Annotated in this window: 18 protein-coding genes and 1 riboswitch; of the genes, 4 read left to right on the top strand and 14 right to left on the bottom strand. The window is 38.6% G+C overall.

The genetic code is table 11. The features are described 5' to 3' along the window. Positions 1 to 29: 29 nt before the first annotated feature. Genes gcvPB through gcvT form a run of 3 tightly spaced genes read right to left on the bottom strand, consistent with a single transcriptional unit; the run spans position 30 to position 3,968 of the window. On the bottom strand, positions 30 to 1,508 hold the full coding sequence (gcvPB, locus tag WKH56_RS03115; RefSeq protein ID WP_028411605.1) for an aminomethyl-transferring glycine dehydrogenase subunit GcvPB: 1,479 nt from the start codon (positions 1,506 to 1,508) through the stop codon (positions 30 to 32). Beyond that, positions 1,501 to 2,847, bottom strand: a complete 1,347-nt coding sequence (gcvPA, locus tag WKH56_RS03120; protein ID WP_310884103.1) for an aminomethyl-transferring glycine dehydrogenase subunit GcvPA — start codon at positions 2,845 to 2,847, stop codon at positions 1,501 to 1,503. The genes gcvPB and gcvPA overlap by 8 nt, the downstream gene beginning before the upstream one ends. Positions 2,848 to 2,867: 20 nt before the next feature. Next, the gene (gene gcvT, locus WKH56_RS03125) at positions 2,868 to 3,968 is read right to left on the bottom strand and encodes a glycine cleavage system aminomethyltransferase GcvT (protein ID WP_048019761.1); all 1,101 of its coding nucleotides are present in this window, start codon (positions 3,966 to 3,968) and stop codon (positions 2,868 to 2,870) included. A gap of 212 nt (positions 3,969 to 4,180) precedes the next feature. Beyond that, positions 4,181 to 4,273, bottom strand: a riboswitch (glycine riboswitch). Positions 4,274 to 4,453: 180 nt separating this feature from the next. On the opposite strand from gcvT, the gene WKH56_RS03130 reads away from it, so the two are divergent. After that, entirely contained in the window at positions 4,454 to 6,127 is a 1,674-nt protein-coding gene (locus WKH56_RS03130; protein WP_014458233.1) for a DEAD/DEAH box helicase, read from the top strand. Further along, positions 6,114 to 6,938 (top strand): YqhG family protein, encoded by an 825-nt coding sequence (locus WKH56_RS03135; protein WP_048019760.1) that lies wholly within the window; start codon positions 6,114 to 6,116, stop codon positions 6,936 to 6,938. The genes WKH56_RS03130 and WKH56_RS03135 overlap by 14 nt, the downstream gene beginning before the upstream one ends. 23 nt (positions 6,939 to 6,961) lie before the next feature. On the opposite strand, the gene WKH56_RS03140 is transcribed toward WKH56_RS03135, so the two are convergent. From WKH56_RS03140 to WKH56_RS03180, 9 genes are all read right to left on the bottom strand, one after another. Beyond that, positions 6,962 to 7,147 (bottom strand): YqzE family protein, encoded by a 186-nt coding sequence (locus WKH56_RS03140; RefSeq protein ID WP_013059170.1) that lies wholly within the window; start codon positions 7,145 to 7,147, stop codon positions 6,962 to 6,964. A gap of 43 nt (positions 7,148 to 7,190) precedes the next feature. After that, positions 7,191 to 7,565, bottom strand: coding sequence for a competence type IV pilus minor pilin ComGG (comGG, locus tag WKH56_RS03145; RefSeq protein ID WP_033579700.1), 375 nt, complete (start codon positions 7,563 to 7,565; stop codon positions 7,191 to 7,193). Further along, on the bottom strand, positions 7,555 to 7,992 hold the full coding sequence (gene comGF, locus WKH56_RS03150; RefSeq protein ID WP_048019759.1) for a competence type IV pilus minor pilin ComGF: 438 nt from the start codon (positions 7,990 to 7,992) through the stop codon (positions 7,555 to 7,557). The genes comGG and comGF overlap by 11 nt, the downstream gene beginning before the upstream one ends. Then, entirely contained in the window at positions 7,989 to 8,327 is a 339-nt protein-coding gene (locus tag WKH56_RS03155) for a type II secretion system protein (RefSeq protein WP_033579698.1), read from the bottom strand. The genes comGF and WKH56_RS03155 overlap by 4 nt, the downstream gene beginning before the upstream one ends. Continuing rightward, positions 8,311 to 8,748, bottom strand: a complete 438-nt coding sequence (gene comGD / locus WKH56_RS03160; RefSeq protein WP_033579697.1) for a competence type IV pilus minor pilin ComGD — start codon at positions 8,746 to 8,748, stop codon at positions 8,311 to 8,313. The genes WKH56_RS03155 and comGD overlap by 17 nt, the downstream gene beginning before the upstream one ends. Further along, on the bottom strand, positions 8,735 to 9,046 hold the full coding sequence (comGC, locus tag WKH56_RS03165) for a competence type IV pilus major pilin ComGC (RefSeq protein WP_049166200.1): 312 nt from the start codon (positions 9,044 to 9,046) through the stop codon (positions 8,735 to 8,737). The genes comGD and comGC overlap by 14 nt, the downstream gene beginning before the upstream one ends. 14 nt (positions 9,047 to 9,060) lie before the next feature. Beyond that, positions 9,061 to 10,107, bottom strand: coding sequence for a competence type IV pilus assembly protein ComGB (comGB, locus tag WKH56_RS03170; RefSeq protein WP_033579696.1), 1,047 nt, complete (start codon positions 10,105 to 10,107; stop codon positions 9,061 to 9,063). Next, a complete protein-coding gene (comGA, locus tag WKH56_RS03175) occupies positions 10,098 to 11,150 on the bottom strand; it encodes a competence type IV pilus ATPase ComGA (RefSeq protein ID WP_028411611.1) in 1,053 nt (350 codons plus the stop codon). The genes comGB and comGA overlap by 10 nt, the downstream gene beginning before the upstream one ends. 268 nt (positions 11,151 to 11,418) lie before the next feature. Beyond that, on the bottom strand, positions 11,419 to 11,802 hold the full coding sequence (locus WKH56_RS03180) for a Spx/MgsR family RNA polymerase-binding regulatory protein (RefSeq protein ID WP_028411612.1): 384 nt from the start codon (positions 11,800 to 11,802) through the stop codon (positions 11,419 to 11,421). 261 nt (positions 11,803 to 12,063) lie between these two features. Between WKH56_RS03180 and WKH56_RS03185 the strand changes: the two genes are divergently transcribed. Continuing rightward, positions 12,064 to 12,300, top strand: a complete 237-nt coding sequence (locus WKH56_RS03185) for a DUF2626 domain-containing protein (RefSeq protein ID WP_013059179.1) — start codon at positions 12,064 to 12,066, stop codon at positions 12,298 to 12,300. Positions 12,301 to 12,337: 37 nt separating this feature from the next. Here the strand turns inward: WKH56_RS03185 and WKH56_RS03190 are convergent, their stop codons facing one another. Then, positions 12,338 to 12,970, bottom strand: a complete 633-nt coding sequence (locus tag WKH56_RS03190) for an MBL fold metallo-hydrolase (protein WP_310884104.1) — start codon at positions 12,968 to 12,970, stop codon at positions 12,338 to 12,340. 209 nt (positions 12,971 to 13,179) lie between these two features. Here WKH56_RS03190 and WKH56_RS03195 point away from each other — a divergent pair, with 209 nt between their 5' ends. Beyond that, positions 13,180 to 13,356 carry a DUF2759 domain-containing protein gene (locus WKH56_RS03195; RefSeq protein WP_028411614.1) on the top strand — a complete coding sequence of 59 codons (177 nt, stop codon included), beginning with the start codon at positions 13,180 to 13,182 and terminating at the stop codon, positions 13,354 to 13,356. Between the two features lie 35 nt (positions 13,357 to 13,391). Here WKH56_RS03195 and WKH56_RS03200 read toward each other — a convergent pair whose 3' ends face one another. Continuing rightward, positions 13,392 to 14,294: a M14 family metallopeptidase gene (locus WKH56_RS03200; RefSeq protein WP_243495162.1), complete on the bottom strand. Its 903-nt coding sequence runs from the start codon at positions 14,292 to 14,294 to the stop codon at positions 13,392 to 13,394. Positions 14,295 to 14,338: the final 44 nt, after the last annotated feature.

A 14,338-nucleotide genomic window follows, 5' to 3' on the forward strand; every position in this document is an offset into this window, starting at 1 on the left:
AAAACCTCGCCTTTGGGCGAGGTTTTTTGTTAGACGTTTTGAACAGCCTGTTCTTTCTGATAGCGAAGAACTGGTTTTCTCGCTGCCAGCGTTTCGTCAAGGCGCTTCACAACCGTTGTATGCGGAGCTTCCTGTACGAGTTCAGGCGTCTCTTCTGCTTCTTTTGCAATTTGAATCATCGCATCGATAAACGCATCTAGCGTTTCTTTCGACTCCGTTTCCGTTGGTTCGATCATCATGCACTCTTCTACGATAAGAGGGAAGTAGATAGTCGGCGGATGATAGCCAAAATCAAGCAGTCGTTTCGCGATATCCAATGTGCGCACACCAAGCTTTTTCTGACGTTTTCCTGATAAAACAAATTCGTGCTTACAGTGACGGTCAAACGGCAGCTCATAGTGTTCTGCTAAACGACGCATCATATAGTTGGCATTTAACACAGCGTTTTCCGTTACGGCTTTTAAGCCGTCTGGACCCATTGAACGAATATACGTATAAGCGCGAACGTTGATACCGAAGTTGCCGTAAAACGGCTTTACGCGTCCAATTGACTGAGGACGGTTATAGTCAAAGTGATAGCCTTGTTCTGTTTTCACAAGCACTGGTTTAGGCAGATACGGAATTAAATCTGCTTTTACCCCTACCGGACCAGAACCAGGACCGCCGCCTCCATGAGGACCTGTAAAGGTTTTATGAAGATTTAAATGAACAACGTCAAATCCCATATCTCCAGGACGAGCTTTGCTTAATACTGCGTTTAAATTTGCACCATCATAATAAAGTTTTCCACCTGCTGCGTGAACAATTTCAGCCATTTCTAAAATATCTTCTTCAAATAACCCTAGCGTATTTGGGTTTGTTAACATTAAAGCGGCTGTATCTTCTCCCACTACGCGGCGTAAATCCTCTAAGTCCACTAAACCATGTTCATTTGATTTTACCGTTACCGTTTCAAATCCCGCAACTGTTGCCGAAGCAGGGTTCGTTCCGTGAGCTGAGTCTGGAACAATGACTTTTGTTCGCTGCGTCTCACCATTTGCTTCATGATAGGCACGAATCATCATAAGCCCGGTCCACTCGCCATGAGCACCTGCTGCTGGCTGAAGTGTTACTTCATCCATTCCCGTAATTTCTGTTAAATGCTCTTGTAAATCATATAAAAGTTCGAGAGCACCTTGAACCGTTTGCTCATCTTGAAGCGGATGAATATGCGCTAACCCAGCAATCCGTGCTGCTTGTTCATTCACTTTTGGATTATATTTCATCGTACATGAACCAAGCGGATAAAACCCTGAGTCCACTCCGTGATTTCGTTTTGAAAGCGCGGTGTAATGACGCATAATATCAAGTTCTGATACTTCAGGAAGCTCAGGAGCTTCGGTACGGACATACGCTTTTCCAAGCAGCTCTTCAGCATTTACTTGCGGAACATCTAACTCCGGCAATGAATAGCCGATTCGCCCTTCTTTACTGCTTTCAAAAATAAGTGATTGATTTTGATTAAGCATGAAGATCCCCCAATTCATTTACAAGTTGGTCAATTTCCTCTTTTGTACGGAGTTCTGTAAAAGCAAGCAGCATGTGATTTTCAAGTGCTTGGTTATCACGGCTAAGATCATAACCGCCAATTATTTTTGATGCTAATAAATGATTGTTTGCTTCTGTTACCGAAACAGGAAGCTTCACGACTAGTTCGTTAAAAAACGGTCCTTCAAATGCTACATTTACCCCTTTTGCCTTTAACGCTTCATATGCATAATGCGTTTTTGATAAGTTTTGCAGCGCCATTTCTTTTACACCTTGCTTGCCTAAAGCTGTCATGGCAACTGATGCTGCTAAAGCATTTAACGCTTGATTTGAACAAATGTTAGACGTCGCTTTATCACGGCGTATATGCTGCTCACGCGCTTGAAGGGTTAAAACAAACCCTCGCTTACCGTTTTCATCCACCGTTTGCCCTACTAATCGTCCTGGAATTTTTCGCATAAGCTTAGGCGTAGTTGCAAAGTATCCGCAGTGCGGGCCTCCAAATTGACTTGGAATACCAAATGGCTGTGCATCTCCAATGACGATGTCCGCTCCGAATTCTCCAGGAGGCGTAAGTAAACCTAATGATAAAGGATTGCTTGAAACCACAAACATACATTTTTCTTGATGAGTCATTTCTTCAATTTCTTTTAACGGCTCGATTTGTCCGTAGAAATTTGGATACTGGACAATAACAGCTGCCACGTCACTTCCCATCTCTTTTTCTAATGCAATCATATCTGTTACGCCGTCTGCTGCAGGGATTTCTACCACTTCAATGTATTGACCCTTCGCATACGTTTTTAACACATCTTTTGACTCAGGGTGAACAGCCGCAGAGACAAGTACTTTTTTCTTTTTTGTTTGACCCGCACTGAGCATAGCGGCTTCTGCTAAAGCAGTTCCTCCGTCATACATAGAAGAATTGGCCACGTCCATCCCCGTTAACTCACAAATCATTGTTTGGAATTCAAAGATGGCCTGAAGTTCTCCTTGAGAAATTTCTGGCTGATACGGAGTATAGGCCGTATAAAATTCCGAACGAGAAATAACATGATCAACAATAACCGGCATGTAATGATCATAAACTCCCGCTCCTAAAAAAGAAGAATATTCTTTCAAATGAGCATTTTTTGCAGCCATATTATTTAATTCTTTTAAAAGCTGAGGCTCTGAAGCCGCTTTTTTAATATTGTATTCTCCTTGAAAACGAACGCGCTGCGGAATATCTGAAAATAAATCATCAACAGACGAAACACCAATTGCTGCTAACATTTGCTGCTGATCTTGTTCTGTCATTGGTAAATAGCGATGTAACATGTTAAATTCCTCCCAAAAGCTTACTTTGAACGTTTATAAAAAGGTGTTGAAACCACTTTTGCTTTTAAGCGTTTTTTCCGAACCTGCACTTCCACTTCTTGACCAAGCTCTGTATACTCTGCTGATAATAGCGCTAAACCGATGTTTTTCTTTAATGTCGGTGACTGTGTACCTGTTGTCACAAATCCAATTTGTTCTTCACCTGCAAATACTTCGTAACCGTGTCTTGGTATACCTTTATCAATCATTTCAATTCCTACCAGCTTACGAGGTGCCCCGCTTTCACGCTGTTCTTTTAACACTTCTTTTCCAATAAAGCTGTCTTTGTTCGTCTTTACTGCAAATCCAATTCGAGCTTCAATGGGCGTAATATCTTTTGAAAGCTCTTGGCCATATAAAGCCAAAGTAGCTTCAAAACGAAGCGTATCGCGAGCGCCTAGTCCGCAAGGCAACACACCTTCCTCACTTCCTGCTTCTAAAATAGCCGTCCACAAGTGAGAGGCGTCAGCTGAAGAACAATAAATTTCAAAACCATCTTCTCCGGTATATCCAGTACGTGAAACGAGAGCATTTACATTCGCTACTTCTACATCATCAGCAAATGTAAATGGCTTTAATGAAGCTAAATTTTCATTCGTTAACGTTTGTAAAACTTTTTCTGCTAAAGGACCTTGTAATGCTAGCTGCGCAGTTTCATCAGATTGATTAACGAGCGTTACATCTCCTTGTTTGTGAGACACAAGCCACTCATAGTCTTTTTGAATATTAGCAGCGTTTACGACCAGCAAATACTCTTGATCTGCTTTTTTGTAAATCAGCAAATCATCTACCGTGCCTCCGTCTTCATAACACATAGCCGTATACTGCGCTTTTCCATCTACAAGGGTAGAAACGTCATTTGTCATCGTATGCTGAAGAAAAGCTAAGCTATCAGCTCCTGTCACAAGAATTTCTCCCATATGAGAGACATCAAAAAGACCTGCCTTTGTACGTACAGCTTCATGCTCTTCTTTAATAGAAGAAAATTGAACGGGAAGAGCCCATCCTCCAAAATCAATTGTTTTGGCACCATATTTTTGATAGATATCATAAAGCGGCGTTTTGTGTAATTCTGTTGTCATATTTATGTCCTCCTCTTTTTCACGTGAAACTTTTCATAACGGGGAGTTTTCAAATAGTGTGGGGATCACTATGTATCCAAACAAAAAAGGACAGAAAACCCCCTACTGTATTTAGTAGGAAGTCTCTGTCCTTTTCACCTGAAAGTTTACCTATAAACGAATAGGTTTGCCTCGTGGGTGGTCTATAAACGCATAGACACTCTCCAGAGCTGCGTCAAACAAGAGTCTTTTTGCCTGAGAGATTCACAATTTTATTGCTTGCTCCTTCGGCGCTACATTCAAGTAGTCTCTCCCCGTGTCGTCATTCGCTTCTATAAAGTTGGTAAAGTTGGGCATACTACTGAAAGATGTATCTATCTTTATTCACACAATCATTTGTAAAGTGCTAATCTATTTTCTTTTTCAAATTTTCTAAATATATTTTTATCCTACCTGATTCTTATCATTTGTTCAATAAAAATTTTTTACAAAGGAGCATTTTTATCATGAAAGTGAAATTAAACATCGATGAAACATGGGAAGCAGCCTTCTCAACTAAATTGGAGCAAGACGGCCCTTGGTCAGCATGGGATTTGTATAAACTTGCCTATGAAATAGAAGACCAAACGCTTATCTCAGAATTTGAAGGACTACAAAGCCCAAAACATCTAGCCGATTTAACGCCGCTTCCTCATCAGCTCGAAGTAGCCAAACAAGTAGTTGAAACAATGAATGGGAAAGCCATTTTAGCAGATGAAGTAGGACTGGGGAAAACTATTGAAGCAGGGTTAATTTTGAAGGAATATATGATTCGCGGACTTGTTAAAAAAGTTCTCATTTTAGTTCCAGCTTCGCTTGTTTCACAGTGGGCCATGGAATTGAATCAAAAATTTTATATTCCCGCAGTCCCTCAAAGGAAATCATATGTGTGGGATCAGTGTGACATCGTTGTGTCTTCAATTGATACAGCAAAACGTTCTCCTCATCGAGAAATTGTGCTAGAACAAGACTACGACCTCATCATTATTGATGAAGCTCATAAACTTAAAAACAACAAAACAAAAAACTATGAATTTGTGCAAAGTCTAAAAAAGAAATTTTGTCTGTTGCTAACCGCAACACCGATTCAAAATCGAATTGAAGAAATTTTCAACTTAGTCTCTCTTTTAAAGCCTGGCCATCTCGGCAATAAAGACTATTTCGAAGAATTATTTTCTGCTAAAAAACGCTCTTTGCAAAACGATGAGCACTTAAAAGAGCTTGTTAACAAAGTTATGATTCGAAATCGCCGCCATGATACTGGTATCGAATGGACGAAGCGAATTGTTCAAACCATTCCTGTTGAATTCTCGCCAAAAGAACGCGAGCTATACGATGCGATTACGTCTTTTAAAGGAAACGGACTGCACCCTTCAAGCGCTTTTTCAATTTTAACTCTGCAGCGAGAGGCCTGCAGCAGCCGCGAAGCGGTATATATGACATTAAAAAACATGCTGGAACGTCAGGAAGATCAAAACAGCGCATTAACGGAACATATGATTACTCCGTTAATGGAACTACTTCAGCAAGTACCGCAAAATGCAAAAGCAGAAAAAGTGCTAGAGCTCGTTCAAAAAATTGATGACAAAGTCATTATTTTCACTGAGTACAGAGCAACTCAACTGTATTTACAGTGGTATTTAAAACAGCATGGAATTACCTCTGTACCGTTTAGAGGCGGATTTAAGCGAGGTAAAAAAGACTGGATGAAGCAGCTTTTTGAAAGCCACGCGCAAGTATTTATTGCCACTGAAGCGGGCGGAGAAGGAATCAACCTTCAGTTTTGTCATCATATCATTAACTATGATCTACCGTGGAATCCAATGCGTCTAGAACAGCGAATTGGAAGGGTCCATCGTTTAGGTCAAAAACATGATGTTCACATTTACAATTTAGCCATTCAACATACGGTCGAAGAACATATTTTAAAATTGTTATACGAAAAAATAAACCTTTTTGAACGAGTTGTTGGAGAGTTAGATGATATTTTAACAAAGCTTGATTTAAAAAATATCGAAGAGCATATTCAGGATATTTTATTTCATTCACGGAGTGAAGGAGAAATAAAAATCAAAATGGAGAACTTGACGTCTATTATTCAATACGAAGACAGCGAGGAGGATCAGCATGCAGCAAACTGATATTCATCAATTTTTAAAGCGTTACTTTCTAGCTAATAATTGTTCTATTGTCACAGAAACACCATCTTATCTAACGGTTCAATTAACAATCGAACTTGACAAAGAGTTGATGAATCGTCCATTTTATTGGCATTATGTTGAAAAGACAGGCGGAGAAGCAAATCCTGCTTCACTCACTTTCATTACAGACCCAGCGTTTGAAGATGATTCTGTTCAAGGAGAACGAATTCATTTTGGCTCACCTAGGCTGCATCAAATTTTCGCTTCTACTCAAAAGCTAGGCGGATTTATTCACTTGTATGAACAAGTTTCATCAGCTCAGCCAACAAATCAGCCTTTACATCCTTGGCTTGCGTTAAATATTAAAGTCTCGTACAAATGTGATCGTAAAAAAGACGAGCTCTTGTCGCTTGGCATTAATTTAATTAACGGACAAATCATTGAATCATTTCATGAATTAATCATTAATCAAAATTTGTCATCTAAAATCTCGGACTATTGCTTTACTCTTTCACCTTTTATTAAACCGAAAAGTGCGATTGCACGACTCACATCATACGTGACTGACTACGTTAAAACTCAACCGACTGAATGGGCAGAAAAAGCGCAGGAAAGATGGTACGAAGACTTAGCGCTTCTTGATCATTTTTACGAAACAGCAGAAGAGCTGCCAGAAATATATATGACCGAAAAAACAGCGCTTCAAGAGCTGTACGAACCGACCATCTTATTTAAGTTTATAAACGGTGGCTTATTTTACATATCGCCCGAAACGATGTCACGTCAATTTAATAAAACACAAGCCGGTTAAAAAAAGATGAGCATATGATATGCTCATCTTTCTTTTTTCTTTCGGTACCACAGCATAAACGACAGCGGAATCATTCCAAACCATCTGTTCGCAAAAGGTGCTCGCTCTTCTTTTTTTTGAATCTTTTTCGTTTTCCTCTCTTCTTTTGGCTGATCCATATATTGTACAAATTGCTGAGTCATATATTTTACATAATCATTCGTTTTCATATAATCATCTCCTCAGCACTATTATATCCGGAGAGAAAGAGACTTAATCCGTCCACTTCACAATGTGCTGGTCCTTTTTTTGAATATATGCGGTTTCTGTCAATGCTCTTCCTTGCAGTGTTTGACACTTTATTTTTAGGATAATCATCTGTTCATCTTCACTTACTACGTCGTATGAAACCGTACCCGTTTCTAACACTAAGGGTGCAGATGGAGATTTATTATGTTCTTTTATTTCTTTTTTTACATGTACAACCGCGTTTTCTAAAAGATGCTGCAGACGATTTTTCTGCTCTACTTCTTGATAAAATGAACTTTTCGTCACAAAATAAGTAGTTTGCTGAGCTACTAACAGAAGAAAAAGCGCACAAAATGCCAACACAACCGGGAGAATAAACCCTTGCTCATTATGTTTCATAAGCAAGCATCAAAAACGTCGTAATGGTTTCTTCTCTAACTTTGTTAACACCATCTGTTGAACGAATCAGCAGCCTTTCTTTTTGCTGTTCATACATGATATTCTTAATATGCTGCAGCACAACTTCATGACCGCTTTCATCCACTCGTCTTCTTATCTTGTCTTCGTATCGTTCATAAGTGATGATCTGATTATTTTCCATTTTCAACGTAAGCGTAGTCGCATGAATTCTCACTTCTTTTGCTTCTCGATATTCCATAGCAAGTTGATTCACAAAAATTTCCCACTCCATTTCATTCATACTAAAGTCTGGATTATATGTTTGCTTAGCTAGCGGAATGATAATGGGGAAAAATGAAACAATGATCAAAAAAAGACCAAAACTGACTAACATCTCTACAAGCGTAAAGCCTTTTTCACTTTTCACTTCAACATCACATCACACTTCTTTTTCATTTTATCAGCGGAATCTGTCCATTCTACACAAAGCTTTTGAGCACTTTCTCCGTTCCACTTCAGATAAAACACAACGTTTTCTTTTACGATTTTTTCTCGCCGTTTATATCCTGTTTCATATTTATATTTCAATAGTTCTTCGTGTAAGATAGCATCAGCTTGATACGAAACATATTGCTTCTTTTCTTCTTCCTTCATCTGAACATACAAAGGAATAATTGTACCGGTTAGGAGTAAAAGCATGCTAAATGAAACAAGCATTTCTAACAAGGTATAGCCCTGCTGACCCTTACATCTTGTCCACATAAAAACGCCCTCTACCTATTTGAAAAGTAACTTTGTATTTAAACTTTTGACTGCTGATAAAAATGGTCTTTGCTTGAGAAATATTGCCGTTTTTGTTGTATTGTATCGTGGAATTGCCGCTTCCAAACGTGATATGAATGGTGGAATCATAGGCGCGCTTATAAAGAACGGCACGAGAATCAGAAACAATATATTCTGTTCCCTTCGGTGCGAAGTTAATTTTAATTGGAGATTCTCGGTTCATGGCTGTCTGCTGCACATAAAACGTGTCGCTTTGCAGCTGTCGCAAGAATAATGTGATTTTGTAATATTCCACAAGCGGCCGAATGGTTACGATAATGGAAAACATCATCACTTGCACAATAAATAAAACCATCAGCATCTCAATGAGGGTAAATCCTCTTTGCTTAAGAAGAACCACTAGCCGTAACCTTTCCGGTACCGTCAATTTGAATAGCTTGACCATTTGGACACACGGTGCCTTCTTTTAAGTAGCCTCCTGCTTCAAGCTCTTCTAGACTTGGTTTTTCGCCGTTTTCAAGCTCATATACTTGTACCTCAGCCTCTACGGTTTTGACAAGAGCTGAGCAGCCTTTATTGTTAATAACCGCATTATGCTTTAATACATTTGGAATCATAATGAGCAAAAGCACGGTAATAACGAGCATAACGATTAACATTTCAATAAGGGTAAACCCTTTATTACCTTTTAGAATCATATTCTTTCACCCTTCTACAAACTCGACATCACTTCTAACATCGGAAGCATAACGGACATATACATAAGCAGAATGACCATTCCGATGAACAAAAATGTAAGCGGCTGTACATATTTTAAAATACGAAAAATAAATTGTTCCATTCTTTCCATCATAAATAGACTGTAATCATACAGCTCTTGAGAAAGCTCACCGTTCTGCTGGCCATGCACAATAACGTGAGCCAAGTCTTTTTCATAATGAGATTTAGCTGAAACGATATGATCTAATCGCATTCCTGAGGAAAGTTGATCTGTAAAAGCAAAAGCTTCCACTTGAAAGAACGGATGATGCTCCTGCTTTTGAAAAAGAGCAAAACATTCATAAATAGATAAACCACCGTTTAATAAATTGCTCATATGAACAGAAAAAAAGTAGGAGTTAAATAGCCGTGTGAACGTTCGGATAACGGGAACTCTCATAAAAAGCTGCATTTGAACTACGGGAGGCAATTTTTTAATGTAAATCACATAAAACAAATAAAGGATGATTGGCATACTGATGACTGCAGGTAACACAAAAGGAAAGAACGACATCGCCTGCATAAATAAGAGGATAAACGAAGACTGCTTGTTTCCAAAGGATAAGTACAGAGCTTCAAACTGCGGAAGTAAAACCGTACTTAAAACAAATAAAATGGAAAGAATAAACAGAAGCAGCAATACGGGATATTGAACAAGCTTTTGAAATTTTTTACGATGCCTTACTTTTTCTTCAATCATTGAGCTACTTTCTTTTAAAGCAAATTGAAGGTTTCCATGCTGTTCCGCAAAATATAAATAGCTTAAAATATCACGGTGAAACTGAAGTTTAACAAAAGCATCGTGCAAAGATTCTCCTCGTTTTAACTGCTCAAGACATTTTTCAATATCCGTTTTTTCTTTGTTAGATACTTGAAACGTCAAAAATGAAAGAGCTTGAGAAAGAGTGTAGCCTTTTTCTAAGAGCTTGGAGACCTGCTTAAGAATTTTTGCTTGCTGAGCGAGAGACCACCTTTTTTGTCTATTTGTCTTTACCCCCATCCGTCTAGCGAATGCGGATATAAATAGCCTAGCGCAATTCCTTTTAGAATAACATCTCGGAGCGTCTTATAATCATAATCCGCATTTTCTCCTTTCACTTCTCTCATCACTGCGCTAAGCTCCTTGCCATAAAGCAATTCGTATATACTGGACTGACGATGCTTCCTCATTTTTTTACAAGCAGGGTGGCATTTTCCCGAACACAGCGGACAGCGAATTTCTACAAGACGCTGTGCAGCTACTGCTACAAGAGTCTGCTCCATTTCTTGAAAGCTAACGCCAAACTCAAGCAGCCTGTACAAAGATCCTTTTGTATCTTTAGTATGCATCGTTGTCAAAACCAAGTGTCCCGTAAGCGCTGCTCTCACAGCAATTTTGGCGGTCTCACTATCTCTTATTTCTCCCACCATGATAATGTCTGGATCATGGCGCAATATAGCTTTTAAACCAGTCGTATACGTAATCCCTGCGCGTTCATTTACCTGCACTTGAAGCACGGTTTCACTCGGTTTTTCAATAGGATCTTCTAGTGTAATAACATTTCGATTAAAAAGGTGCTTTACTTCGTGTAAAAGAGTATATAGAGTAGTGGTTTTACCTGATCCTGTAGGACCGGTAAAAATAATTAATCCATGAGAGAATTTCAAGAGAGAAATAAGCTTTTTAGTATGTTCAGGAAAAAGAGATAAATGTTTGAGAGAGGTAGATTGTTGATGAGGCAAAAGCCGAATAACAAGACTTTCATCATGAGAAGTAGGAAGAGTTGATAAACGCAAATTTACTTGATAGTGATCAACGGAAGTGGTCAATGCACCATTTTGAGGTTTTCTGCGCTCCCCAATATCCATTCCCCCTAAAAATTTAAAATGCGAAATGAGCCGTTCAGACATTTCCTTTGAAATAACCCTCTTTAAAATAAGCTCCTGGTCAATTCGCAGCTGAATCACAGCATCTTTCTTTCGGGGCACAATATGCACATCAGAACTTCGACACTCACATGCATCTCGTATAACGTAAGTAGCAAACTGTTCAATTTCGGTCAAACGATCATCACTCCTTTATTTGTAATGAAGATGATTCTTAAAACACCTAGAAACAGTAATTTCGACCTTTTTCGAGATTTTCCTTCTTCTTTTTTCATTTTTATAATTTTTTTCGTATACGCTTCTTTTCTTCGCTTCAGTCCTTGTACACGATGTACAACTTCTGTACACCTCTAAACGATTACGTAAAAAAAGACAACGTGATGTAAAACTCTACGCTGTCGTTTTATTCGTTATTTACTGAATTGAGCTTCTTCATCATGTATGCTTACACAACTAGAGACGCAAGACTTGTTTTTTTCTTGACCAAATTTTTAAGTGCAGATTCGTTATAACCTACTACAAGCTTTTTGCCATCCGTTAAAATGGGGCGGCGAAGCAAACGAGGATGTTCAATTAATAGATTGACTACTTGTGATAACGTCATGCTGTCCACATCAACATTTAACTTTTTATATTCCTGACTTCTTTTAGCAAGAAGTTCATCCATCCCTTCTGTTGTCATAGAAAGAAGTTCAAGCATTTCTTTATGAGTAGGTGTTTCTCTAAATAAATGACGCTCTTTAAAATTTACATCTTCCTTCACTAGCCACTTTTTCGTTTTACGACATGATGTACAGCTCGGGTACGTATAAAATTTAATTTCTTCCATATGAAACCCTCCCGTTTTTTAGTTATAGATTGTTTATATACATTGTACACGTTTTGTATAACTTTTGTATAGTATTTTACATACGTTTTGTATAACTTTTTTTCTTCTGTCGTATTTCAAGGAAAAGATAGCGTTTTCAGGAAAGAAAGGATGTATTATAATGGAAAAGTATCGATATAGTTTCATAAGTGCTTTCTAGTGCTTACACAGCGATGACATTCATCATGACACTAACTAAGTTTGATAAAGGAGGAAATGGACGTGGAACGAATGTACCGTGTAATGGGGTTCTGGACAGCAATTTTCACTGTAATGTTTTACCTCGGTCACATGCATAAGACTTCTTTACTCTTTTTAGCTCAAACAGGCTTTTTTGTAATTCTTAGTTATTTAAAGCTGTCTGAAAGAATGTACATTTACGTTTTTGGAGCATATTTGACCGTCTTTTTTGTGGGGTTCACGTACTGGTCAACTTTTATGATGACACCAGGACAGTAAAGAGAAAAGCGATGGGCTTCCATCGCTTTTTGTATTCTTAAAACCCATTTAGAAAAGGATTTTGATCCATTTCGTGTCCCACAGTTGTTTCAGGTCCGTGACCGCTTAGTACAAGCGTATCTTCTGGAAGGGACAGCAATTTTGATTCGATGCTTTCTAACAGCTGGGCTTGATTACCTCCAGGTAAATCTGTGCGCCCGATGCCGCCTGCAAAAAGCGCGTCACCAGATACTACAAAGTTACCCGGTTTGAAATAATATGAAACGCTGCCAGGAGAATGACCAGGCGTTTCATACACCTCAAATTGGAATGAACCGATTGTTAAATTGCCTTCTGATGAAATAATATCGGTTGCATCTGGAGCTGTAATTTCTCCTAGGTCAAAAAATTTCGACCCGTTTAAGTCACTATTATGAAGCCATTCTCTTTCGTTTTTATGTACATAAAGCGGGATAGAGTAGTGATTCATCACCTCATCTACTCCTCCAATGTGATCGAAATGAGCGTGTGTCAGCAAAATAGCTAATGGCTTATACGTTTGTTTTTCGAGAAATTCAACGAGCTGTTCTCCCTGAGCTCCCGGATCAAAAATTAAACATTCTTTTTTTTCGTTAGCAACGACATAACAATTCGTTTGAATAGGTCCTAGCGGTATACGATGATAGTTCATAATGTGTCCTCCTTGTGTAAATTTATTTCCGTTATATGCATTATCATACACACATCATCTTATAAATGAAAGTAAGGACCTTTCTAAGCCAAAGAAGCAAAAGAAAGATTGGTTTTCATCTCGACAAACGGTTAGAAAAGTTTTACAATTGAAGGGATAAGCTAATGATAGCGCTTTAATTTTAAGTTACCTAAAGGAGGTTTCTTCGAGTGGGTCTTATGATTATTTTTGCACTAACAACATTGCTAGGCGTATTTGCAGCTATTTCATCTTTGAGAAATAAAAACATATTAGGCATTGGTTTTTCGGTACTAACATTCGGTGTATTCGGATGGTTTACCGTGATGACCATCATACATCACGGCTATCCGGCGGTACATCATTAAAAAAGCCATGCAAAGCATATGCTTTGCGTGGCTTTTTAAATAGACAGATAATCCATTGCCGCAACTAAAATAGCTTTAGTCGGATTATATACGCGCGATATTTGAGATAAAGGCAGCGGATTAATCCCTTTCCCCAATTCTAGGGTGAACCCCAGCTTTTTCTTTTCCAAAATAAACCAATCCTTAAATCCCGCGTGACTATCAATCGTTTTGACAGCTTTATAACCGCTTACCCTTTCAAAATAGCTTGCTATTTCCTCTGCTTCCTCAGGCTCTTCATTCATATACCCCCAATAAAATTCTTCTCCTTGGGTATGTAAAGCAATCACACAATCAAAATCATGACGCTCAACGAGTTTTACCATTGCCTGAGCTTCAGGTTCAGAGAGAGATTCATAGCCTGGAAAATCTCGATAATGCGGCGCTTTAGGTTCTTTACGCTTTTTTTCGATTTCCCAATAAGCCGGAAACTGATTGTTTAAGTCCACCCCTCGGATATTTGCTTTCCAGCTTTGAAAATCTGGAAAATCTCTCCCTATTTTAGAAAGAAAAGACGCATAAGGTTCGCCTACACTAGGACCTTTTAAGACCAGATCTACTCCGTCTGGGTTAACAATTGGAACTGCAGAAAGCGTAATTTGATTAAAAAGAGCTCTTGAATCTTGCCCGTTCAACGCCTGATCATAATGAAGAGCAGCTAAATAATCTTCCATAAACTGTAGAAGAACATTTGTCGTAATCCATTCATTAGCATGAAACGACGCATTGATATGAACCTTTCTCTTTCCGTTTCCAATTAAAATATGAGGAATCGGCTTTCCAAGCACGCTGCACCCTATCCATTCAAGAGAACCATAGGGATAATAAGTCAAAAGTGTTTGTATGTCTTTTATGGTTCGCTTGTAATCGTAAGGCTTTTGGATATCTATAATTCGCATAATCTTCACTCCTTTACACTATGTATATGTAAAGATTGAAAAGA

It is taken from the genome of Priestia sp. SB1 (assembly GCF_038898415.1).